This window comes from Pseudomonas sp. GW821-FHT04C07 (assembly GCF_059420325.1).
Genome location: NZ_JBWKTM010000012.1, coordinates 189,582 through 211,132 on the forward strand (window position 1 = coordinate 189,582; position 21,551 = coordinate 211,132).

21 protein-coding genes and 1 tRNA gene are annotated in these 21,551 nt (G+C 58.5%); 5 read left to right on the top strand and 17 right to left on the bottom strand.

Going from position 1 to position 21,551, the window contains the following annotated elements:
* Positions 1-107 precede the first annotated feature (107 nt).
* From AC07UI_RS21805 to AC07UI_RS21815, 3 genes are all read right to left on the bottom strand, one after another.
* Entirely contained in the window at positions 108-1,043 is a 936-nt protein-coding gene (locus tag AC07UI_RS21805) for a sigma 54-interacting transcriptional regulator (protein WP_494994455.1), read from the bottom strand.
* A 55-nt stretch (positions 1,044-1,098) separates the two neighbouring features.
* A complete protein-coding gene (locus AC07UI_RS21810; RefSeq protein WP_494994456.1) occupies positions 1,099-1,680 on the bottom strand; it encodes an alpha/beta hydrolase in 582 nt (193 codons plus the stop codon).
* Between the two features lie 160 nt (positions 1,681-1,840).
* Positions 1,841-2,464, bottom strand: coding sequence for a hypothetical protein (locus AC07UI_RS21815; RefSeq protein WP_494994457.1), 624 nt, complete (start codon positions 2,462-2,464; stop codon positions 1,841-1,843).
* A 100-nt stretch (positions 2,465-2,564) separates the two neighbouring features.
* Between AC07UI_RS21815 and AC07UI_RS21820 the strand changes: the two genes are divergently transcribed.
* Positions 2,565-3,569 (top strand): AraC family transcriptional regulator, encoded by a 1,005-nt coding sequence (locus AC07UI_RS21820; RefSeq protein ID WP_494994458.1) that lies wholly within the window; start codon positions 2,565-2,567, stop codon positions 3,567-3,569.
* Positions 3,570-3,727: 158 nt separating this feature from the next.
* Here the strand turns inward: AC07UI_RS21820 and AC07UI_RS21825 are convergent, their stop codons facing one another.
* Positions 3,728-4,102 carry a response regulator transcription factor gene (locus AC07UI_RS21825; RefSeq protein ID WP_494994459.1) on the bottom strand — a complete coding sequence of 125 codons (375 nt, stop codon included), beginning with the start codon at positions 4,100-4,102 and terminating at the stop codon, positions 3,728-3,730.
* Positions 4,103-4,190: 88 nt separating this feature from the next.
* Positions 4,191-4,877 (bottom strand): Crp/Fnr family transcriptional regulator, encoded by a 687-nt coding sequence (locus tag AC07UI_RS21830; protein WP_494994460.1) that lies wholly within the window; start codon positions 4,875-4,877, stop codon positions 4,191-4,193.
* 86 nt (positions 4,878-4,963) lie between these two features.
* Between AC07UI_RS21830 and AC07UI_RS21835 the strand changes: the two genes are divergently transcribed.
* Positions 4,964-5,488 (top strand): Mpo1 family 2-hydroxy fatty acid dioxygenase, encoded by a 525-nt coding sequence (locus tag AC07UI_RS21835; protein ID WP_494994461.1) that lies wholly within the window; start codon positions 4,964-4,966, stop codon positions 5,486-5,488.
* A gap of 162 nt (positions 5,489-5,650) precedes the next feature.
* Here AC07UI_RS21835 and AC07UI_RS21840 read toward each other — a convergent pair whose 3' ends face one another.
* From AC07UI_RS21840 to dibA, 6 genes are all read right to left on the bottom strand, one after another.
* On the bottom strand, positions 5,651-6,640 hold the full coding sequence (locus AC07UI_RS21840; protein WP_494994462.1) for a sulfate/molybdate ABC transporter ATP-binding protein: 990 nt from the start codon (positions 6,638-6,640) through the stop codon (positions 5,651-5,653).
* Between the two features lie 3 nt (positions 6,641-6,643).
* Complete coding sequence (gene cysW / locus AC07UI_RS21845) at positions 6,644-7,516, bottom strand: sulfate ABC transporter permease subunit CysW (protein ID WP_494994463.1); 873 nt, start codon at positions 7,514-7,516, stop codon at positions 6,644-6,646.
* Positions 7,517-7,529: 13 nt separating this feature from the next.
* Positions 7,530-8,348: a sulfate ABC transporter permease subunit CysT gene (gene cysT, locus AC07UI_RS21850; protein WP_483840858.1), complete on the bottom strand. Its 819-nt coding sequence runs from the start codon at positions 8,346-8,348 to the stop codon at positions 7,530-7,532.
* A 72-nt stretch (positions 8,349-8,420) separates the two neighbouring features.
* The gene (locus tag AC07UI_RS21855) at positions 8,421-9,431 is read right to left on the bottom strand and encodes a sulfate ABC transporter substrate-binding protein (protein WP_494994464.1); all 1,011 of its coding nucleotides are present in this window, start codon (positions 9,429-9,431) and stop codon (positions 8,421-8,423) included.
* A 95-nt stretch (positions 9,432-9,526) separates the two neighbouring features.
* Complete coding sequence (gene oscA / locus AC07UI_RS21860) at positions 9,527-9,709, bottom strand: sulfur starvation response protein OscA (protein WP_099229308.1); 183 nt, start codon at positions 9,707-9,709, stop codon at positions 9,527-9,529.
* 313 nt (positions 9,710-10,022) lie between these two features.
* Positions 10,023-11,942 (bottom strand): phosphodiesterase DibA, encoded by a 1,920-nt coding sequence (gene dibA / locus AC07UI_RS21865; protein WP_494994465.1) that lies wholly within the window; start codon positions 11,940-11,942, stop codon positions 10,023-10,025.
* A gap of 146 nt (positions 11,943-12,088) precedes the next feature.
* On the opposite strand from dibA, the gene desA reads away from it, so the two are divergent.
* Positions 12,089-13,273, top strand: a complete 1,185-nt coding sequence (gene desA / locus AC07UI_RS21870; protein WP_494994466.1) for a delta-9 fatty acid desaturase DesA — start codon at positions 12,089-12,091, stop codon at positions 13,271-13,273.
* A 216-nt stretch (positions 13,274-13,489) separates the two neighbouring features.
* On the opposite strand, the gene AC07UI_RS21875 is transcribed toward desA, so the two are convergent.
* The 3 genes from AC07UI_RS21875 to gabD all read right to left on the bottom strand — a co-directional run bounded on the left by AC07UI_RS21875 (position 13,490) and on the right by gabD (position 17,739).
* On the bottom strand, positions 13,490-14,704 hold the full coding sequence (locus AC07UI_RS21875; protein ID WP_494994467.1) for an HDOD domain-containing protein: 1,215 nt from the start codon (positions 14,702-14,704) through the stop codon (positions 13,490-13,492).
* Positions 14,705-14,841: 137 nt separating this feature from the next.
* Positions 14,842-16,119 (bottom strand): 4-aminobutyrate--2-oxoglutarate transaminase, encoded by a 1,278-nt coding sequence (gene gabT, locus AC07UI_RS21880; protein WP_494994468.1) that lies wholly within the window; start codon positions 16,117-16,119, stop codon positions 14,842-14,844.
* A gap of 177 nt (positions 16,120-16,296) precedes the next feature.
* Positions 16,297-17,739: an NADP-dependent succinate-semialdehyde dehydrogenase gene (gene gabD / locus AC07UI_RS21885; protein ID WP_494994469.1), complete on the bottom strand. Its 1,443-nt coding sequence runs from the start codon at positions 17,737-17,739 to the stop codon at positions 16,297-16,299.
* A 351-nt stretch (positions 17,740-18,090) separates the two neighbouring features.
* Here gabD and AC07UI_RS21890 point away from each other — a divergent pair.
* Positions 18,091-18,167 (top strand) — tRNA-Arg (locus tag AC07UI_RS21890).
* A 51-nt stretch (positions 18,168-18,218) separates the two neighbouring features.
* Positions 18,219-18,437, top strand: coding sequence for a hypothetical protein (locus AC07UI_RS21895; protein ID WP_494994470.1), 219 nt, complete (start codon positions 18,219-18,221; stop codon positions 18,435-18,437).
* Positions 18,438-18,577: 140 nt separating this feature from the next.
* Here AC07UI_RS21895 and mqo read toward each other — a convergent pair whose 3' ends face one another.
* The 3 genes from mqo to AC07UI_RS21910 form a co-directional block, all read right to left on the bottom strand.
* Positions 18,578-20,227 carry a malate dehydrogenase (quinone) gene (gene mqo, locus AC07UI_RS21900; RefSeq protein ID WP_494994488.1) on the bottom strand — a complete coding sequence of 550 codons (1,650 nt, stop codon included), beginning with the start codon at positions 20,225-20,227 and terminating at the stop codon, positions 18,578-18,580.
* Between the two features lie 471 nt (positions 20,228-20,698).
* Positions 20,699-20,896, bottom strand: a complete 198-nt coding sequence (locus tag AC07UI_RS21905; protein ID WP_494994471.1) for a hypothetical protein — start codon at positions 20,894-20,896, stop codon at positions 20,699-20,701.
* 32 nt (positions 20,897-20,928) lie between these two features.
* Positions 20,929-21,486 carry a YbhB/YbcL family Raf kinase inhibitor-like protein gene (locus tag AC07UI_RS21910; RefSeq protein ID WP_494994472.1) on the bottom strand — a complete coding sequence of 186 codons (558 nt, stop codon included), beginning with the start codon at positions 21,484-21,486 and terminating at the stop codon, positions 20,929-20,931.
* Positions 21,487-21,551: the final 65 nt, after the last annotated feature.

A 21,551-nucleotide genomic window follows, 5' to 3' on the forward strand; every position in this document is an offset into this window, starting at 1 on the left:
TGACGTGGAGCGGACAATACCGATTTTTTTTATTCCCGAACAATATCTTTTATTCACTTTCATATTCCATTTTATTCATACAGACGTCGACCGCTCTACACCGCAACCTACAGGGACCGCACAAGCCGTTCGAGCGCGCTTTTCAGGGTGACCAATTGCGTAGCAGATCCGCCGCTGATAATTCGCCCTACCTGTTGCTCGATCAACGGCAACGGCGCCAGGCTTTCCGGCAGATTGAGATGCTCCGGCAAAATTTCGTCGCCACTGCTGACCAGCAGCGCAAAGTGAATGACGTTCTCCAGCTCACGGGTATTGCCCGGCCAGCTGTGTTGTTCCAGCAGCTGCTGCGCCGCTTCGCTGATCAACGGTACCGGCAGGTCCAGGCGCTGGCTGTAGATGCCAAGGAAATACTCGGCCAGCGACAGGATATCGCCGACCCGCTCACGCAACGCCGGCAGTTCCAGCTGGCCTTCGCTGAGGTAGTGATAAAGCCGCTCGTGGAATTTCCCGGCATTCACCGCCTGAGCCAGGTCGATGCTCGTGGCCGCCACCAGCCGCACATCCACCGGGCTCGGCTGCTGGGAACCAACGCGGGTGACTTCATGATTCTCCAGCGCCGCGAGCAACTTGTTCTGGATCGGCAACGGCAGGTCGCCGATTTCGTCCAGGTACAAGGTGCCGCCATTGGCGGAACCGAACCAGCCGGCCCGACTGCTGGCCGACCCTGTGTAACTGCCGGCGGCATAGCCGAACAACTCGGCATCGGCATACGTCGGGCTGATCGCCCCGCAGTTGACCGAGACGAACAGACCACCTCGGTCGCTGGCACGGTGGATATGTCGCGCCAGCAGTTCTTTACCGGTGCCGGTTTCACCACGGATCAGCACAGAGATCGAACGTGGTGCCAATTGCTCCAGTTCCTGGCGCAGCTGCCGCGAACGCGGGTCGACAAATACCAACGCCTTGGCGCGAATGCTCAGCGGACTTTTTTCCGCGTCGGGAAAGGTCAGCAACGGCTGACCGAAGGTTTCATGCAGGCTCATGGCAGACTCCCGCCCAAATCCGCCGGCAGACGGGGGCGTAAAAAAAATAAAAGATTCAAGCGCGACGCAGGGAATGCTGTTCCATGCGATTTTGCAGACGGTAGAGGTAGGCGAAGCCCTGTTCCCAGCGTTGGTGGCCGGACTTCACATTGATGTGGCCGGCACCCGCCAGAATTCCGGCTTCGGCGCCCCAGTTACGGGCCAGCTCAAGGGCACGGGCGGCACTCACGGCGCTGTCGTTGTCCGAGCTGACGATTTGGCTGGGGAACGGCAACAGGTGCGTCGGGATTGGTGCAAAGTTGCGCAAGGCCGGCACGCAGGCAGGGCGTTCGACATCGGCTGGCGCGACCAGCAAGGCCCCGCGGACCTGACGTAAAAAGCTCACTGGCGCCTGTGCAGCCCAATGAGCAACGGTGATGCAACCCAGGCTGTGGGCGATCAGGATCACCGGCGTACTATCAGCGGCAATCGCCTCGGCCAACGCCGCGACCCAATCTTCGCGACGCGGTGTCAGCCAGTCGGCCTGCTCCACGCGCGCGCTGTTTGGCAAACTGTTCTGCCAATGGCTTTGCCAATGGTCTTCTGGCGATCCTTGCCAGCCCGGCACGATCAGATAGCGAATTGATTCGTTGCGCATCGGGAGCCCTCCGGCTACGTGTCTGTTCGTGGCCGATTATAGGGACCGGAGCTATATCCTCTAAGGAATAAGAAGCTATTTGTTAAGACCTTAAAGGAATATAAACAAATCTAATGTGCAAGCTTGGCTTGCCCGCGAAGACGCCCTCGAGGACAACTCATCAAGCATGGGCGGTTTGTACCTTTTCCCCCACCACTTCTTCTTTACGAGCAAACCGGTTCGCCCGCCCAAACGTGCCGAAATCATTAGAGCGCACGCCCATTTCGACCATCACTTTATGCGCCACCGGCGCAGTCATCTGGCGCAGGTAGAACGGTTCTTTCACTACAAAATGATGGATGCCGTGGGTACTGCCGAAGTTGAAACAAAACGTCTGCAACGGCCACATCCACCACGGGTTGAGGATCTGCGTCTGCTGGATCACATTGCCCGGTTCCACGTCGCCGTAGTAGTGCATGTTCGAGCTGACAAAGTGCAGGCAGAAGGTACGCAACACGTTCGGACCGATGATCACCACCGCCGCGATATCGATCACCCGCAGCACCGACAACGTGTTCACCGACCATTCGACAGGTGCGCCGAGCAGACTGGTGAGGTAGAGCGTCGCCGAGCCGATCATTCCGGCCAGCGCAAAGGCCAGAATACCCGCGCCAAGGGCGTCCTGATGATTAAGAATCGGGTAGCGTTTACGCAATTCTGTGCCGCGGGCCAGCACCACTTCACGAATATGCGCTGATCGTTGCTGTGCATTCAGGTGCGTGGGACTTGCAGAAGTACCATACATGCTTCCATCCTCTGGTTATTGATGTTCGCATCCTGCCCTGCTCACCTGCGCAGGGCTGTAGCCGTGAACGCCAACCTGTTGACCGGAAGCGCCAATCATCATGATTGAACCCACCTCCCTCGCCAGCTGGACCCGCGCTCTGCGCAAGCAACTCGACGCCCTTGGCCTCGACAGCGACGCACTGTGCCGCGAAGCCGGCCTCGACCCACAATTGATGGACGACCCGAACGCCCGTTATCCGCTATCTGCCACCACGCGTCTGTGGGAAGTGGCGGTCAAGGCCAGCGGCGATCCGGCAATTGGCCTTCGGGTCTCACGCTTCGTCAGCCCGACCACGTTTCACGCCCTGGGTTATGCGCTGGTGGCCAGCGGCAGCCTGCGGGAAGTCTTCGAGCGGATCGTGCGTTACCACCAAGTGGTCAGCGATGCGCTGGAGCTGGAATTGAACCAGGTTGGCGAGCGCTATTGTTTTCATTTGAGGGTCCCTGAGGGCAGCCCGAGACCGGCGTTCGAGGCCATCGACGCCTTCGCAGCGATCTATGTCCGTACCTGCCGCAGCCGCCTGGGCCGGGATTACGCACCGTTAGCAGTGTATCTGCGTCGACCGGAACCGGCGGACCCGAAGCATTGGCATGCGGTGTTCCGTGCGCCGATTTTTTTCGCCGCCGACGAGGACCGGTTGGAGTTTGCCGTCAGCGATTTCGACAGTCATCTGGATGACGCCAACCCGGAGCTGGCCGAGCACAACGAAACGATGCTCAAACACACCCTGGTGCAACTGCAACCGCTGACTTGGGAACGCAAGGTCCGCTCGGCCATTGAAGCGCAATTGCCGGAAGGCGAACCTTCTGCCGAACACATCGCCCAGACCTTGCACCTGAGCCTGCGCAGCCTGCAACGGCATCTGGCCGATGAGGGCTGTCGTTTTGATACCTTGCTCAACGAGTGTAGGGAGAACCTGGCGCTGCTGCACCTGCGCGACCCGCAGTGCTCATTGAGCGAGATCAGTTACCTGCTGGGCTTCGCCGACACCAGTAGCTTCAGCCGCGCCTTCAAACGCTGGACCGGGATGACACCGGGGCAGTTTCGGGATGGGTTGCGATAAAGCACCAACGACAATCCCGTAGTAGCTGGCGCAGCCTGCGTTCGACTCGGTCCGCGCTCGGGCGCAGCAGTCGTAAAACCAGACAACGCGGTGCTTCAAACAGATCTGAGCGTCTGAATTACGAGGCCTGCGGCCTCGAACGCAGCCTTCGGCAGCTGCTACGGGTTTGCACTACGCCCACGTCTGAGCAACTTACGCACCCGCGCCACCAGCTCGGCCACCGAAAACGGCTTGAGCAAGTAATCATCATCGTGCAATTCAAGATCCCGCAGCCGATCCTCAATCCCGTCTCTGGTGGTCAGAAACAGCACCGGCGTTGCACCGCGCCGACGAATCTGTTGCAGCAATTGCCAGGCATTGAGCCCGGGCAACATGACGTCCAGGACGATCAGGTCATACTCAGGCTGCTCGTCGATAAAGCGTCGCCCCTGCATCCCGTCAACCGCCACATCCACCGCAAAACTTGCCTCGCTCAGGCCTTGAGCCAGGAGCTTCGCGACCTCAGGCTCGTCGTCCACTAACAGCAAACGCATGGCACACCTCGATTAATCATCTGTACAGGCTAGGCGCCTTGGCGGTCATTGCCCATCACTAACGGTTATTTCGGATGAGCCGACTCAATCATCCCTGCGCCGCAGCACGTAATCTCTCCAGGTCGACAACTTCGATCTCGCCATAACTCAGATTGAGAATACCCTGACCTTGCAGCTCCTTGAGGAGCTGATTGGTGGTCTGCCGGGAGAGCGAGAGCATTAACGCCAACTGCTCCTGGGGCAATTGCAGGACCCGTCGCGAGTGCTCGGTCTCACCGTAACCTTCGGCGATCAGCAGCAAGCGATGAGCCACGCGTACAGCCGCCGGCATCAGGCTCAGCTGTTCGAGGTTGATGAACGTCAGGCGTAGCTTGTGGCTCATCAACAGTGCCAAATGCCGCCAGTATTGCGGGTGTTCTTCCAGCAGCTCGAGCAACGCGGCCTGAGACACATGCAACAGGACGCACAAGCCAACACCATAAGCGTCGTGGGTTCGCGGCTGGCCATCGAACAGGCAGATTTCACCGAACCAGTGCGGCGGTTCGACCAGGCTCAGCAGCGCCTCCTTGCCCTGCTCATTCACTGCGCCAATGCGCACCGCACCTTCAAGCACCGCGTACAAACCACAGGGTGGATCGCCACGCTTGAACAGCCGTTGCCCCGGCGCCAGACGCCGCACCCTGGCGATCGCCAGCAGACTATCCTGGAACAAGGCAGGCAAATGGTTGAACCACTGACCGCTCAACAAACGCGGACGCCAGGCCTGCATATCCATGAGAACTCCAAGATGATTGTCGCCTGGCTGACAGAGCGAAGACTGAGCGCAGGGCATGATCGAACTCCCTACAGGAGGAAACAACAATGAAAAGCCTCGTTGACCATCTCAGTCAATACGCCGCCTACCACCGCGACCCTCGCAATATCACCAGCCACTTTATCGGCATTCCGCTGATTGTGGTCGCCGTTGCGGTGTTGCTGTCACGGCCGCAATGGCCGGTGGCCGGGCTCTGGGTGTCTCCAGCGGTGCTGCTGGCATTGGCCTCGGCGTGGTTTTATGTACGCCTGGAAGTACGCTTTGGGGTAGTAATGACCGCCCTGCTTGGCCTGTCCGTTTGGCTAGGTCATATTCTCGCGCAGGACAGCACATGGGTCTGGCTCGGCAGCGCAATCGGCATGTTTGTGGTCGGCTGGGCGATTCAGTTTGTCGGCCATCACTACGAAGGGCGCAAACCGGCGTTTGTCGATGACGTATCGGGATTGATCGTCGGGCCGCTATTTGTCGTGGCCGAATTGGCGTTCATGCTGGGGTTTCGCCATGACCTCAAAGAACAGATCGAAGCGCGGGCCGGGGTCGTACGAATCAATCCGAAACGCGCTACGGCGTAAGACGCCATCGCGGGCAAGCCTCGCTCCTACAAGTCCGTGGAATGATCGTTCCCACGTTCTCGCGTGGGAATGCCTCACTGGACGCTCTGCGTCCGCTCTTGTGACGCAGGGCGTCACGGGCTGCATTACCACGCAGAGCGTGGAAACGATCTGATGACCTTTTTAGAGGTTGGCGACCTTCTGCCAGACCTTCGGTTTGAAGAACAATGTCTCGCCGCGCGCCAGACCAATCAGGCTGTCGTGGTCTTTCACCACTTCAGCTTCGATCAGCTCGCTTTGACCTTCAACTTTCAAGGTCACCCGGGTAGTCGCCCCCAGCGGGCGGATGTCGCGCACTTCAGCGGCGTGGTGGTCTTGCAGCTCATGGCGCGACAGCGATACTTCGTGGGGGCGGAACAATACGTGGTTGTCCTCGCCAATGTGCAGGCGGTTGGAGTCGCCGAGGAAGTGATAAACAAAATCGCTGGCCGGGTTTTCGTAGACGTCGCCCGGTGAGCCAATCTGCTCGATCACGCCTTTGTTCATCACCACGATGCGGTCGGCGACTTCCATCGCCTCTTCCTGGTCGTGGGTCACGAACACCGAGGTCAGGTTGATGTCTTCGTGCAACCGCGCCAGCCAGCGGCGCAGTTCTTTACGGACCTTGGCATCCAGCGCACCGAAGGGTTCGTCCAGCAGCAGGACTTTCGGCTCCACCGCCAAGGCGCGAGCCAGGGCGATACGTTGACGCTGACCGCCGGAGAGCTGTTCCGGGTAGCGATCGGAGAGCCAGTCCAGTTGAACCATGTTCAGCAGTTCGTGGACTTTGACCGCGATCTGGCTTTCGGTCGGGCGCTGGTTTTTCGGCTTCATGCGCAAACCGAACGCGACGTTGTCGAACACCGTCATGTGACGGAACAAGGCGTAGTGCTGGAACACGAACCCGACGTTGCGATCACGCACATCGTGGCCGGAGACGTCTTCGCCGTGGAAGACGATGTTGCCTTCATCCGGAGTTTCGAGGCCGGCGATGATCCGCAGCAAGGTGGTCTTGCCGCAGCCGGACGGGCCCAGCAGCGCTACCAGTTCACCGCTCTGGATGTCCAGATTGATGCTGTTCAGGGCCTTGAAGGCGTGGAAGTTCTTGCTGACATTACGGACTTCGATCGACATGATTTATTCCTCCGCCGCACTGGCGCGCAGGCGGTTAATACGGTTCTCGCTCCACTGCTTGAGCAGCAGGATGAAGAGCGCCAGGATCAGCAACAGGCTCGCAACGGCAAACGCGGCGACGTGGTTGTATTCGTTATAGAGAATCTCGACATGCAGCGGCAGGGTGTTGGTTACCCCGCGGATGTGCCCGGAAACCACCGAGACCGCCCCGAACTCACCCATCGCCCGCGCAGTGCAGAGCACCACGCCATAAATCAGCCCCCATTTGATGTTCGGCACCGTTACGTGCCAGAACATCTGCCAGCCGTTGGCGCCCAGCAACCGCGCGGCTTCTTCTTCCTGAGTACCCTGCTCCTGCATCAGCGGGATCAGCTCCCGGGCCACGAACGGTACGGTGACGAAGATGGTCGCCAGGACGATGCCCGACAAGGCGAAGACAATCTGGATGTCGTGGTCCTGTAGCCACGGGCCAAAGATTCCCTGGGCGCCGAACATCAGCACATAGACCAGACCTGCGATCACCGGCGAGACCGAGAACGGCAAATCGATCAGGGTCACCAGCATGCTCTTGCCGCGAAACGAGTATTTACTGACGCACCAGGCGGCACTGACGCCGAACACCAGGTTGAGCGGCACTGAAATCAGCACGGCGATCACCGTCAGTTTCAGGGCCGATAGTGCATCCGGCTCGAAGATCGCGGTGAAGAATGCACCCAGGCCAAGTTTCAAGCCTTGGGACACCACGATAAACAGCGGCAGCAGCAGGAACAGGGCAAAAATCAGCCAGCCGAGGCTGATCAGAATCCGCCGGGAAACAGCACTGCCACGACGGGCAGCGTTGGCCGTGGAAGCGCTGGCAAGCGTTGAACTGGACATATTCCGGGCCTCCTTATGGGGTTTCGATGCGCCGCTGCAACAAGTTGATCAGCAGCAACAGGACGAAGGAAACCACCAGCATCAGCACACCGATGGAGGTGGCGCCGGTGTAGTCGTATTGGTCGAGCTTGACCATGATCAGCAGCGGCAGGATCTCGGTTTTCATCGGCATGTTGCCAGCAATGAAGATCACCGATCCGTATTCGCCGACGCCCCGGGCAAAGGCCAGGGCGAAACCGGTCAGCCATGCAGGCAACAAGGCCGGCACGAGGATGTAGCGAAACACCTGCAACGGCTTGGCACCCAGGCAGGCGGCGGCTTCTTCGACTTCACGGGGAATGTCGGCCAGAACCGGCTGCACCGTACGCACCACAAACGGCAGGGTGACGAAGGTCAGCGCCAGCGTGATGCCGAGCGGTGTGTAGGCAATCTTGAAACCCAGGTCGGCAGCGAACTGGCCCACCAGCCCGGTCGGCGTGTACAGCGCAGTCAGCGCTATACCGGCCACGGCCGTCGGCAGCGCGAACGGCAGATCGATCATCGCGTCGATGATCTTGCGGCCGGGAAAGGTGTAACGCACCAGTACCCAGGCCAGCAACGTGCCGATGATGCCGTTGATGATCGCGGCATACAGCGCGGTACCGAAACTGAGCTTCAACGCCGCCAGCACCCGTGGTGCCGAGATGATTGCCCAGAACTGATCCCAGGTGAGTTGAGCGGCATGCACGAACATCGCCGCCAGGGGGATGAGCACAATCAGGCTGAGGTACACCAAGGTGTACCCCAGCGTCAGCCCGAAGCCGGGTATGACGGGGGAGATACGACGCGACATAAAAGTCCTTGGTTGACTGAACGGACACGCAAAGCCCGCAAACGAATGCGGGCTCGCTCTTACAATTTTTCCTTACTGAGCCGTGTAGATCTGGTCGAACACACCGCCGTCATTGAAGAATTTCGGTTGGGCAGTCTTCCAGCCGCCAAAGTCCTTGTCGATAGTCACCAGATCCAGTTTCGGGAACTGTTTGGCGTACCTGGCGGCCACGTCCTTGTCACGCGGACGATAGAAGTTTTTCGCCGCAATTTCCTGACCGGCCGGGCTGTACAGGTGTTTCAGGTAGGCTTCGGCGATCTGCTCGTTGCCCTTTTTCCCGGCGTTCTTGTCGACGACGGCAACAGGCGGCTCAGCGAGGATCGACAGCGAAGGTACGACGATGTCGAACTTGTCAGCGCCACCCTCTTCTTTCAGCGCCAGGAACGCTTCGTTTTCCCAGGCCAGCAACACATCGCCCTGACCGTTGTTGACGAAGGTGATGGTTGAGCCACGAGCGCCAGTGTCCAGCACCGGAACGTGTTTGAAGAGTTCTTTGACGTATTCCTGAGCCTTGGCTTCGCTACCGCCGGCTTTCAGGCCATAGGCCCAGGCGGCAAGGAAGTTCCAGCGTGCGCCGCCGGAGGTTTTCGGGTTGGGCGTGATCACTTCAACGCCATTTTTGGTCAGATCGCCCCAGTCCTTGATCCCTTTAGGGTTGCCCTTGCGCACCAGGAACACGATGGTCGAGGTGTAAGGCGTGCTGGCATCCGGCAGGCGTTTTTGCCAATCGGCCGGCAGGGTCTTGCCGAGCTTGGCGATTTCGTCGATATCACCAGCCAGGGCCAGGGTTACCACGTCAGCACGCAGACCATCGATCACCGCCCGGCCTTGTTTGCCCGAGCCACCGTGAGATTGCTGGATTTTGACGTTGTCACCGGAGTGATCTTTCTTCCAGAAGCTGACGAACTCAGCGTTGTAATCCTGATACAGCTCACGGGTCGGGTCATACGACACGTTGAGCAACTCATAATCCTTGGCAACCGCGGAACCAGCAAAAACGGCACTGGCCAGAGCGGCCAGGGCGTAACGGCGAATCGACGACATAGTGAAAGCTCCTGAAATTCTTGGGGGTGCTGGCTTTTCTTATGGATTCTGGAATCGGGCCGCGTTCGGATGATCTTTTGACGTTGTTAATCGCTTCAGCCCGGTTTGTTACCAGGGTTCTGCAAACGGAATTTTTCTTTGCGTTCGATCTGTACCACTTGAGCGTTGTGCACGGTGATTTCCACCGCACCGAAGCGCAGATCGCGCAATGCGCTTTGAATCTCGCGCAAAATGGCTGCTTCGTCCTGGCCGTCAACGCTACGTAGAGATGCGCTCATGGTGCTGCTCCTTGAATGAGATGTGCCCGGCAGTGGCGGCACTGCTTACGGCGTGAGAGCAATAGTAGACAGGCGGTTATATTCTTAAAAATACTATTTAAGAATTTTTATATAACCAAAATAAATTAGCCGAAGGGGCGCGGGTTTGCGGGGGGATTGGGGGGGCAAGATTAAAAGTTGATCGTTCCCACGCTCCTGCGTGGGAATGCATCCAGTGACGCTCTGCGTCACATCAACGGCGGACGCAGAGCGTCCCGGGCGGCATTCCCACGCGGAGCATGGGAACGATCAACTGCCTCTTCAGCCAGCGTCATTACCGAATCACCGGCGCCCTCGCCCAGTCCAGTTGCTGCGCCGGCACCGGCCGCCCAAACCAGTAGCCCTGGCCAAGATCACAGGCATGATCGAGCAGAAATCCCGCCTGCTCTATCTGTTCGATGCCTTCGGCGTGCACTTGCATGCCCATGCTTTGCGCAAGGGCGATAATCACCCGAACGATGGCCGCATCGTCGTCATCCCAAGGCAATCCGGCGACAAAGCCCTGATCGATCTTGAGTTTGTGAACCGGCAACCGTTTAAGCCGCAACAGCGATGAATAGCCGGTGCCGAAATCATCGATCGCCAGGCGCAACCCCAATTCGCGCAGCCGGTGCATTTGCTCCAGCGCCACTTCCGGATCGTCCATCACCGCGCTTTCGGTGACTTCCAGCTCCAGAAATGCCGGATCCAGGCCCGTGTCGTGCAACACCTGGGCAACCTGCTGATACAGCTCGCGACGGGCAAACAGGCGACTGGAGACATTTACCGCGACGAACGACAACGCCACTCCTGCCTTCAACCATTGGCACATTTGCTGACAGGCTTGCTGCATAACCCAGGCGTCGATCTCAGCAATCAATCCGGTGCGTTCGGCAATCGGAATGAACTCACCCGGCGCCACCAGCCCACGCTCCGGGTGCTCCCAGCGCACCAGGGCCTCGACGCCAATCAATCGACTGGACTGCAAGTCATGCACCGGCTGGTAGTAAACCCGCAGTTCCTGCTGCTCGAGTGCGCGGCGCAACTGGCCGGCGATCTCCACCCGGTGCTGGGCATGGGCGGTGAGTTCTTCGGTGTACAAGGCATAGCCTTCACGCCCGCAACTTTTGGCCTTGAACAGCGCCGAATCCGCATTACGCAGCAATTGTCCGGCACTCAACGCATCGCTGGGGAACAGGCTGATGCCGATGCTGGCGCTGATGAAGAGTTGGTGCCCGCTGAATCCGAACGGTTCTTTCAGACCGTCAATGATCCGCTGGGCCAACGCTGCTGCCTGCATCAATTGCGGGCAACTTTCGGCCAGCACGGCAAACTCGTCGCCGCCCAGCCGCGCCAGGGTAATCCCGGGGCCGAACATGCCTTGCAGGCGCTCGGCCACGGCCTTGAGCAATTGATCGCCGACGTTGTGGCCGAGACTATCGTTGATGATCTTGAAGTGATCCAGATCGATCAACAACAAGGCGCAACCGCGCTTGTGGATCTGCGCCGAGGCCAGTGCCTGTTCGGCCCGGTCGGTAAACAGCAAACGGTTGGGCAGGTCGGTCAGCGGATCGTGATGTGCCAGGTGGGCCAGCTCATGCTCGGAGTCCTTGGTCGCGCTGATGTCAGAGAACACCGCGACGTAATGGCTGAGCCCACCGTGATCATCGCGAATGGCCCGGATGGTCTGCCATTGCGGGTAAATATCACCGTTTTTTCGCCGGTTCCAGATCTCGCCGCTCCATTCGCCGGTGCTTTTCAGTGACTTGAACATCGCCTCATAGAACGTCGGCGGATGATGGCCGGACTTGAACATGCTCGGCTGGTGGCCAAGCACTTCTTCAGTTTGATAGCCGGTAATTTCCATGAACGCACGGTTCACATGGACGATCAGCCCCTGACGGTCACTGACCAGCACCCCCTCGCGAGTGCAATCGAACACCGCCGCTGCCTGACGCAAACGCTCGCGGTCCTCACTGCGGTGGCGCAACGTTGCGTCGATACCGAGAAAACGCAGCAATCGTGCACGGGCAATGAAGATCAGTCCGGCACTGAACACTGCCCATACATAGCCGTTGATCAGTTGCCCACGGGCCAGATCGGTCGACTCATCGAAGAAGTTGTTCAATAAATAACCACTGAACTGCAGCCAGAGAACAGACAGCAGTAGATAGAGCAGCGCCGCACGCAGAGCGGCGCGATAAGAAGCTGACATAAGGCAGTCAATATCCCTACAAAAGGCTAGGGATTATAGCGGAAGAAACATTCCCCCACTCTTATCTGAAAGGGTGACTGGTTTTATCTGTACGCTGAGGGATAATGCGCTCGCTGTTTTTTATTTTATCGAGGGCCATACAGCCTATGTGGTACAACGGTTTTCTCGACTTGTCGCCTTGGCAACTGGTGGCAGTCACCCTGTTGATGACCCACGTGACCATTGTCGGCGTCACGGTCTATCTGCACCGCTATTCAGCCCATCGCTCTCTGGAGCTCAATGCTGGCCTGAAACACTTCTTCCGCTTCTGGCTGTGGCTGACCACGGCGCAGAACACCCGCGAGTGGACTGCGATCCACCGCAAGCACCACGCCAAATGCGAAACCGTCGATGACCCGCACAGCCCGGTGATCAAAGGTCTCTCCACCGTTTTGCGCAAGGGCGCCGAGCTGTATCGCGCTGAAGCCGAAAACCCCGAGACGCTGCGCATCTATGGCAAGAACTGCCCGGACGACTGGATCGAACGCAACCTCTACACCCGCTACCCGCTGCTGGGCGTGGCGATCATGGGCGTCATCGACCTGCTGCTGTTCGGCACCATCGGCATCACCGTCTGGGCGATCCAGATGATGTGGATTCCGGTCTGGGCCGCCGGCGTCATCAACGGTCTGGGCCACGCCGTCGGCTACCGTAACTTCGAATGTCGCGACGCGGCGACCAATCTGGTGCCCTGGGGCATCCTGGTCGGTGGCGAAGAACTGCACAACAACCATCACACCTACCCTAACTCCGCCAAACTGTCAGTGAAGAAATGGGAGTTCGACCTCGGCTGGGCCTGGATCCAGGTCTTCAGTTTCCTGCGTCTGGCCAAGGTTCAGCGGGTCGCGCCGATCGCCCACCGGGTCGAAGGTAAAGGCCATCTGGACATGGACACTGCCATGGCGATCCTCAACAATCGCTTCCAGATCATGGCCCAGTACCGCAAATTGGTCATCGCACCGCTGGTCAAACAAGAACTGGAAAAGGTCGATCACTCGGTCCGTCACCAGTTCCACCGGGCAAAACGTCTGCTCTCGCGAGAAACCAGCCTGCTGGATGACAAGCACCACCTGCGCATTCAGACCATGCTCGAACACAGCCAGGCGCTGAAGGTAATTTACGAGAAACGCCTTGCCTTGCAACAGATCTGGGTCAAGACCAGTTCCAATGGTCATGACATGCTGGCTGCGATCAAGGAGTGGGTTCACGAAGCCGAAGCCAGCGGGATTCAATCGCTGCGCGACTTCGCCCACCAGTTGAAAACCTACTCGTTGCGCCCCGCCTCCGCCTGACACCGTTGATCGGTGCGCCCCGTTTGCGGGCGCACCCTGCGGAACCTGGCTGCCCCCCCTATATCAAGGAATAATTCGCCACCCAAAGTGGCCGTGCGGTCTTGCGCCCCGGCGATGTATGAGGCCAAGCGTCAGAGCAGGAACCGGGTTGTTTCGCGGTGAGCTTCGCCCGGCTCGTCCTACAGGTTCTGCGTCGCTGCCGCAGACTGCGATCTTTTAGCCTTTGCGTAGCCGCACAAGTTCCGGCAGCCCAATCTTGAGCAAGCGTGCAGTCTTGCTTTTGGCGATATTCTCAAGACCCTCTGAAGGCCTCAGGCGGGCCAGTTGTGCCGAGATATTCATTACCAGCGCTTCGCGCGAATACACCCCGCCACCGAGCTGGTAGACCGCCGCGATCAGCTCGCGCAGCTCCAGCGGTAAACGCCAGCGCGTGCGCAGTGCCGATCCGTAGGCGGCGCCGAACGCTTCGAGCGCGTCGCCGATCTGTTCTTGATCATCCAGCTCGCCGCCAGCCTGCTTCCATTCTTGCAAGCACCGCAGCAACGCCAGATCACCCAGGCGATGCAGCATGCCGGCGCAATAGCAGCGCTCCTGATCCAGGTCCAGCAAGCGCGCGAGCGTACGACCGTATTGCGCCGTGTGCAGCGACAGCTCCCAATAACGCTCAGCGTAATCGACCAGCGCGGGGTCACTGAGGCGGGCACTGCGCTTTAGCGCCAGGCCGAGAATCAGGTTCATGCTTTGTCCAGTGCCCAGCCTGTGCAGCGCCTGGGACAGGGTCTGCACAGAGTCGCCATGATGCTGCGCAGCACTATTGGCAGCGGCGATCAGCACCGCAGTAATTTGCGGATCAGTGCGGACTTCCTCTTCCAGCCGTTTCAGGTCCAGCCCGTCCGGGTTGAGACTGCGTTTGATCGCCAACTGCACGTCGGCCAGCAATGGCGCGCCATCAGACACTTCACGTCGGTGCTCAAGAAAAACCGACAAGCTCATGCCAGGCGCCAACGCCGCAGGCTCACACGAGACTGACTGACCTGCGCTCAGCAGCAGATCCTGCAGACGCTGGCTCAGGCTTTCCATGTTCAAGGGCTTGGTCAAATAAGCCGTAGGCGCCAACGGCAAGACCTCACGCACGCTGGCGCTGTCATTGCGGCTGCTCATGAGGATAAACGGCAGCACTGGGTTACGCCGACGCTGACGCACGCTACGCAGCAAGCCAAGGCCATCGACGCCCGACAACTCCCAATCGGCGATCACCAGGTCATAAGGGGTTTCGCTCAAAAGCTCCAGCGCCTCTTGCCCGTCAGCACACACATCCAGCCTGGCGTCGCAGCGCACGTTCAACAACACCTGTTTGAGCAGGTCACGAGACCAAGGGTCCGCCTCGGCAATCAACACTCGTGGTACAGCAGGTAAATCAACCGCAGTCATCTGCACGCTCCAAAGGCAATGCTCGCACCTTAGCCAAGGCGGGCACTTCGATACAGCGCAAAAACCGGGGTGCGCCGACAAACCCATAAAAAAACCCGCCGAAGCGGGTTTTTTGTCGATCAGATCACAGACTGCAATCAGAGCTCAGAGAAGCACTCTTCAATGATTGCCAGACCTTTGTCCAGTTGCTCGTCCGGCGAAGTCAGAGGCACCAGTACGCGCAACACGTTGCCGTAAGTACCGCACGACAGCAGGATCAGCCCCTTGTCACGTGCCTTGGCCACAACCTGAGCCACAGCAGCGGCGTTCGGCTTGTGGCTGTCGCCGTTTTCGAACAGCTCGACCGCGATCATCGCGCCCAGTGCACGCACTTCGCCGATGACCGGGTATTTGGCCTGAATGGCCTTCAGGCCAGTCACCAGACGCTCGCCGACCGCTTTGCAACGATCCAGCAGGTGCTCTTCTTCGAACACTTCCATCACGGCCAAAGCCGCAGCGCAAGCAATCGGGCTACCCGCGTAGGTGCCGCCCAAGCCGCCTGGAGCGATGGCATCCATGTACTCAGCCTTGCCGCAAACACCGGCCAACGGGAAGCCGCCAGCGATGGATTTGGCGAAGGTGGTCAGGTCGGCAGCGACGCCCATCTGTTCCATGGCGAAGAAAGTGCCGGTACGGCCTGCGCCGGTTTGCACTTCGTCAGCGATCAACAGAATGCCGTGCTGGTCGCACAGGGCACGCAGACGGGCCATGAACGCCTTCGGCGCGACGTAGAAACCGCCTTCGCCCTGGACTGGCTCGATGATGATCGCAGCGATGTCACGAGGCTCGGCGTCGTTCTTGAAGATGCGCTCGATGCTGGCGATCGAATCGTCGATGCTCACGCCATGCAGTTCGTTCGGGTACAGCGCGCGGAAGATGCCGCCTGGCATCAGACCCATGCCGGCCGAGTAAGGCACGACTTTACCGGTCAGGCCCAGGGTCATCATGGTGCGACCGTGGTAAGCGCCGGTGAAGGCAATCACGCCAGCACGGCCAGTGGCGGCACGAGCGATTTTCACAGCGTTTTCGACAGCTTCGGAACCGGTGGTGACCAGCAGGGTTTTCTTGGCGAAGTCACCCGGAACCTTGGCGTTAATCTTTTCGCACAGTTCCACGTACGGCTCGTAGGCCAGAACCTGAAAGCAGGTGTGAGTCAGCTTGTTCAGCTGCGCGGTCACGGCTGCGATAACTTTCGGGTGCAGGTGACCGGTATTGAGTACCGCGATGCCGCCCGCGAAGTCGATGAACTCACGACCTTCAACGTCGGTCACGGTGGCGTTCTTCGCCGACTCGGCGAAGATCGGGTGAATCTGGCCAACACCGCGTGGTACAGCGGCTTCACGGCGTTTCATCAGGGAAGCGTTCGTCTTGCTCATAATGTCCTCATTCGCCGCTCATCGGTCGGCGTGGTCCAAGGAATACGTGACGGGGAGGCAACTACGGCAGCATGCGATGATCGACTGCCACAGCGTTCCCGGCCACAGAGAAAAATCGTTTGAAACCAGAAAGGGACAGCGCTCTCGTGCCCCTCTCCGCTCAACGCTTTGCCGGGGTTAGATGCCCAGGCAGAGGTATTTGATTTCCAGGTAATCTTCGATGCCGTACTTGGAGCCTTCACGGCCCAGGCCCGAGGCCTTGATGCCGCCGAACGGCGCGACTTCGTTGGAGATCAACCCGGTGTTGACGCCGACCATGCCGTATTCCAGGGCTTCAGCCACACGGAACACACGACCCAGGTCACGAGCATAGAAATACGAGGCCAGACCGAACTCGGTGTCGTTGGACATCGCGATCACTTCGGCTTCGTCTTTGAAGCGGAACAGTGGCGCCAATGGACCGAAGGTTTCTTCCTTCGCCACAGCGGCACTTTTCGGCACGTTAGTCAGGATGGTCGGTTCAAAGAAGTTACCTTCCATGACCTTGCCACCGGCCAGCAGGGTCGCGCCTTTGCTGAGGGCGTCAGCAATGTGCTCCTGAACCTTGGCCACGGCTTTTTCGTCGATCAGGGGACCGGTGGTGGTGCCGTCTTCCAGACCGTTACCGATTTTCAGCTTGGCCACAGCCACTTTCAGCTTTTCGGCGAACGCGTCGTAGACCGAATCCTGAATGTACAGACGGTTAGCGCAGACGCAGGTCTGACCATTGTTGCGGTACTTGGAAATGATCGCGCCTTCGACTGCCTTATCCAGATCGGCATCGTCGAACACGATGAACGGCGCGTTGCCGCCCAGTTCCAGGGAAACTTTCTTGATGTCCTTGGCGCATTCAGCCATCAGCTGACGACCGATTTCGGTCGAGCCGGTGAAGGACAGTTTGCGTACGATCGGGTTGCTGGTCAGCTCGCCGCCGATATCGCCAGCGCTGCCGGTGACCACGCTCAGCACGCCTTTCGGGATACCGGCACGGTGTGCCAGCTCAACCAGCGCCAGAGCGGAGAACGGGGTTTGCGAAGCAGGTTTGATCACCATGGTGCAACCGGCGGCCAGAGCCGGGCCGGCTTTACGGGTGATCATCGCGGCCGGGAAGTTCCACGGGGTGATCGCGGCGGTGACACCAATCGGCTGCTTGATCACGATCAGGCGCTTGTCCGGCTGGTGGCCAGGAATCACGTCACCGTAAATGCGCTTGGCTTCTTCGGCGAACCACTCGATGAACGACGCGGCGTAAACGATTTCGCCTTTGGCTTCGGCCAATGGCTTGCCTTGCTCGAGGGTCATCAGGCGACCGAGGTCGTCCTGGTTTTCAATCAACAGTTCGAACCAGCGACGCAGCTTGTTCGCACGCTCTTTGGCGGTCAGTGCACGCCAGGCCGGCAGCGCTTTGTCAGCAGCTTCGATGGCACGACGGGTTTCGGCAGCACCCATTTTCGGCACCGTACCCAGAATTTCGCCCGTTGCCGGGTTGTTAACCATGATCGTCTGACCATTGTCCGCATCGACCCAAGCGCCATCGATATAGGCTTGCTGGCGGAACAACTGGGTGTCTTTGAGCTGCATGTGGGCTTTTCCTTAACAGCACCGCGCGGAGCGGAGCGAATTATTGATTGTAGAAAGGCGCCTCAAGGGCTGCCGTCAGGAAATTCATTCACCGGGCCGAAGCACATAAATAGCGCACATAATGAAACTCGCGCGGTTCAGCACCCAGACAAGAGCGTTTGAAATCTCAAACGAATCCTAGGATCAAAGGGGGTAAAGGACAATAGGTTGTTCGAAAAAAAGAACGAAAACGCCGCTTTTGCTGAAATTTTCTGATCAACGTAGCAAACGGCCGTATAGCGGCCCAGAAAAATCAGGCGATTCAGCGGCATGGACGCCCGCGATGCATATGAGTATCATGGCGCCCGCACTGCACCAGTAGCTCAGCTGGATAGAGTACTGCCCTCCGAAGGCAGGGGTCGTGGGTTCGAATCCCGCCTGGTGCACCATCTTCTTTCCCTTGCATGACAAGGGAGTAGCGCTCCTGACAGAAACCTGTCTTGGTCCTGAAAGTCGTTTTTGCCAGAATTTTTCCACACGTGAACGTGGCGGGAATGGTCGAAATGGCAACAATCAGGAATCGCGGCGAGTATCAATGGGAAGCGCAAGTCCGCCGTATGGGCTATCCAGTCCGACGCCAAACCTTCGAAACCAAAACCGACACCCAAGCCTGCGCGCGCATGATCGAAAGCGAAATCGACCGCTATGCGTCGTGGTGAGATTTTTGAACTGCACTGGAAAAATGTGAGCCTGGATCGCAGATCCGGAGCGCAAAGCCCTGAGGAATATTTCCCTCCAGTCTTTGAATAGTGCCAGCCGTGTAGAAGCCCCACCAAACTGTGTTTGGTGGGGCTTCATTTTACAGGGCCATATCAGCTGCGGGATTACTCTCGTGCTGAGGTTTCGCCTGAACTGGAGCCGGGTTTTGTGGAGCACCCGCCTGATCGATCACGGGTGGGGGATTAAGTTGGAGGACTTGACTGGTATACGCCCACTCTTGATGAACGCGATCGGCGCTATCGTTGAGCTTGGTACCGTAACTCGGAATGATCTGATGCAGCTTCTCCTGCCAGGCAGGGGTGGCGACCTTGTCCTTGAACACGCTCTCAAGCACGTTCAGCATGATCGGAACCGCGGTAGACGCGCCTGGCGATGCACCCAGCAAACCTGCAATGCTGCCGTCCTGGGAGCTGACAACCTGGGTTCCCAGTTTCAGTACGCCGCCCTTTTCCTCATCGCGCTTGATGATCTGGACACGCTGGCCTGCTTGCCACAGACGCCAGTCTTCCTTCTTGGCGTTGGGGAAGTATTCCTTCAGGGCATTGAAGCGGTCATCATCCGACAGCATGAGCTGGCCGGCCAGGTATTCAACCAATGGATATTGCTCGATGCCGACCTTGGTCATAGGCCAGATGTTGTGTGCGGTCGTGCTCGTCAGCAGATCGAAGTAGGAGCCTTCTTTCAGGAACTTCGTGGAGAAGGTCGCGAAAGGGCCAAACAGGATCACGCGCTTGCCATCCAGCACGCGGGTATCCAGGTGCGGGACCGACATGGGCGGTGCGCCAACGGAAGCCTTGCCATAAGCCTTGGCCATATGCTGTTCAGCGATCGCCGGGTTATCGGTCACCAGGAAGGAGCCGCCTACCGGGAAGCCTGCATATTCCTTGGCTTCAGGAATGCCCGACTTCTGCAGCAGATGCAGTGCACCGCCGCCCGCGCCAATAAACACGAACTTGGCGTCAGTTTGGGTTTCAGAGCCGTCTTTCAGGTTCTTGTAGGAAACACGCCAGGAACCGTCTTTATTGCGCGTGATGTCTTGCACTTCACTCGAAAGCTTCAGGTTGAAGTTAGGCTTGGTTTGCAGATACCCGACGAACTGGCGTGTGATCTCGCCGAAATTGACATCCGTACCGATTGGGGTCCAGGTAGCCGCGACCTTTTGCTTCGGGTCACGTCCTTCCATCATCAGCGGAACCCATTTCTTGATTTGTTCCGGGTCTTCGGAATACTGCATGCCCCCGAACAGAGGACTGGTCTGGAGAGCGTCGTAGCGCTTCTTCAAGAACTGGATATTGTCATCGCCCCACAAGAAGCTCATGTGCGGCGTGGAGTTGATGAAGGAATGGGGATTCTTCAGGACGTTGTTATTGACTTGCCATGCCCAGAATTGACGCGTGATCTGGAAGAACTCATTGATTTCAATGGCCTTGGAGATATCGACCTTGCCATTCTTGTCTTCTGGCGTGTAGTTCAACTCAGCCAGGGCAGAATGGCCGGTACCGGCATTGTTCCAGCCGTTCGAGCTTTCCTGGGCGACGCCATCGAGGCGTTCAACCATTTCCATCGACCAGCCGGGTTCGAGTTCATTGAGCCCAACCCCCAGGGTCGAACTCATGATGCCGCCGCCAATGAGTAGCACATCCACTTTTTTTGCCTCGGCCGCGTGAGCGGGCACGAGCGTCATCGACATCGCAAGGCCCAGCAGAGCCGTGTTCATTTTTTTCAACATACGGTGATCCCTAAGATAGAACGCCATCCGCCCGCAATCCTTAATCATGAGGTGTCCTGGCTCACGGCATGCAATGCCATATGCCATAGACTCCCGCACGCAGAAGGAATAGAGGGTGGATACAAGGCCGACAGGACACTATCGACCTCACTTTCATGTCCCTCCTGCGCTGACTTCTTGTTGATTATTGGCTCAGCTACTTAGGTGACATTGATTCTGTTGGTACGTCATTGGACGCAGGAAAGATAGATCCAACCCGCTCACTAAAACCGCGCCCGTCGGCCTCTACGGGAAGCCTTCGAGGTTTGGCCACCGCGCATGGACATGTACGATGGGGTCTTTCGTGCCAGTTCGTGTTACCTGATTGCGGCCTGTGGCCGCACCGGCATAGTACCATGAGCTATATAGCATTAGCCGCATGATCGCCAAGCAGCCCCGTCCTGAACAAGGTTTACACCTTCTGACTGATCTTCAGCAGAGGCGGGGCTTTTTCGCAGGCAGGTCACTCGTATTTTCGGTCCTGTCGACCTGCTCAGGCTCAACAGTCTCCTCATCCTGCGCTTGCACCGGATGCACTACCTTACGGCTTGCAGCAATGGCTCTGCGTATGTCCTCGCCCATTGTCGGGCAGTTTTTCAGTTTGGAGATGCCGTCAAATCGTTGCGTCATGGCTCACCTCCAACGCGCCGAAAAATGATCCCTCAGCGCCGATAACGCCGCACCACGCTGCTGTTGCTCAGCACATGGTCTTTGATCTTCTCCATCAACTGGGCGCGGGTCAGGCCGGCGGGCAAGGCGTCCGGGGCCAGGTCCAGGGCGTAGAGCTGGATGATGTAGTGGTGAGCGCTGTCGCCGACGGGTGGGCAGGGGCCGACGTAAGTGGTGGTGTTTTTGCTGTTGGTTCCGCCAACCCCCTCGAGGGCAGATTTTGCGCCGACACCAGGCGCAATACGGTGAGTGGTGGCCTTGATCCCGTAATGTACCCAGTGATCGACACCCTGGCCTTTCTGGCCGTCCGGGTCGTACATGACGAAGGCATAGCTGAGGGTGCCTTCAGGGCCTGCATTCCAGCTCAGGGCCGGGGAAGCGTTTTGTCCACCGCAGCCTCTGGCGTCACTGGCGGCTGAGTGGGTGAACAGGCGGTTGTCCGATACACCGGGAATGCTGAGGGTGAAGCGTTCCTGGGCTTGCGCGGGCAGTTGCAGGCAGAGGGCAGCTACAACGGCCGCAAACCAAGGGTTGAGAGCAAATCGGGTCATACCAAAGCACCTTACGCTGATGGGGCCGTCGTCGGCCTGACGACTATATCTGGACTGTTGGTAAG

What these genes read in the sequence shown, in the direction of transcription:
- AC07UI_RS21805 (WP_494994455.1), bottom strand. Translation starts at nt 1,043, where the DNA reads ATGAGCCTGCATGAAACCTTCGGTCAGCCGTTGCTGACCTTTCCCGAC.
- AC07UI_RS21810 (WP_494994456.1), bottom strand. Translation starts at nt 1,680, where the DNA reads ATGCGCAACGAATCAATTCGCTATCTGATCGTGCCGGGCTGGCAAGGA.
- AC07UI_RS21815 (WP_494994457.1), bottom strand. Translation starts at nt 2,464, where the DNA reads ATGTATGGTACTTCTGCAAGTCCCACGCACCTGAATGCACAGCAACGA.
- AC07UI_RS21820 (WP_494994458.1), top strand. Translation starts at nt 2,565, where the DNA reads ATGATTGAACCCACCTCCCTCGCCAGCTGGACCCGCGCTCTGCGCAAG.
- AC07UI_RS21825 (WP_494994459.1), bottom strand. Translation starts at nt 4,102, where the DNA reads ATGCGTTTGCTGTTAGTGGACGACGAGCCTGAGGTCGCGAAGCTCCTG.
- AC07UI_RS21830 (WP_494994460.1), bottom strand. Translation starts at nt 4,877, where the DNA reads ATGGATATGCAGGCCTGGCGTCCGCGTTTGTTGAGCGGTCAGTGGTTC.
- AC07UI_RS21835 (WP_494994461.1), top strand. Translation starts at nt 4,964, where the DNA reads ATGAAAAGCCTCGTTGACCATCTCAGTCAATACGCCGCCTACCACCGC.
- AC07UI_RS21840 (WP_494994462.1), bottom strand. Translation starts at nt 6,640, where the DNA reads ATGTCGATCGAAGTCCGTAATGTCAGCAAGAACTTCCACGCCTTCAAG.
- cysW (WP_494994463.1), bottom strand. Translation starts at nt 7,516, where the DNA reads ATGTCCAGTTCAACGCTTGCCAGCGCTTCCACGGCCAACGCTGCCCGT.
- cysT (WP_483840858.1), bottom strand. Translation starts at nt 8,348, where the DNA reads ATGTCGCGTCGTATCTCCCCCGTCATACCCGGCTTCGGGCTGACGCTG.
- AC07UI_RS21855 (WP_494994464.1), bottom strand. Translation starts at nt 9,431, where the DNA reads ATGTCGTCGATTCGCCGTTACGCCCTGGCCGCTCTGGCCAGTGCCGTT.
- oscA (WP_099229308.1), bottom strand. Translation starts at nt 9,709, where the DNA reads ATGAGCGCATCTCTACGTAGCGTTGACGGCCAGGACGAAGCAGCCATT.
- dibA (WP_494994465.1), bottom strand. Translation starts at nt 11,942, where the DNA reads ATGTCAGCTTCTTATCGCGCCGCTCTGCGTGCGGCGCTGCTCTATCTA.
- desA (WP_494994466.1), top strand. Translation starts at nt 12,089, where the DNA reads ATGTGGTACAACGGTTTTCTCGACTTGTCGCCTTGGCAACTGGTGGCA.
- AC07UI_RS21875 (WP_494994467.1), bottom strand. Translation starts at nt 14,704, where the DNA reads ATGACTGCGGTTGATTTACCTGCTGTACCACGAGTGTTGATTGCCGAG.
- gabT (WP_494994468.1), bottom strand. Translation starts at nt 16,119, where the DNA reads ATGAGCAAGACGAACGCTTCCCTGATGAAACGCCGTGAAGCCGCTGTA.
- gabD (WP_494994469.1), bottom strand. Translation starts at nt 17,739, where the DNA reads ATGCAGCTCAAAGACACCCAGTTGTTCCGCCAGCAAGCCTATATCGAT.
- mqo (WP_494994488.1), bottom strand. Translation starts at nt 20,227, where the DNA reads ATGTTGAAAAAAATGAACACGGCTCTGCTGGGCCTTGCGATGTCGATG.
- AC07UI_RS21905 (WP_494994471.1), bottom strand. Translation starts at nt 20,896, where the DNA reads ATGACGCAACGATTTGACGGCATCTCCAAACTGAAAAACTGCCCGACA.
- AC07UI_RS21910 (WP_494994472.1), bottom strand. Translation starts at nt 21,486, where the DNA reads ATGACCCGATTTGCTCTCAACCCTTGGTTTGCGGCCGTTGTAGCTGCC.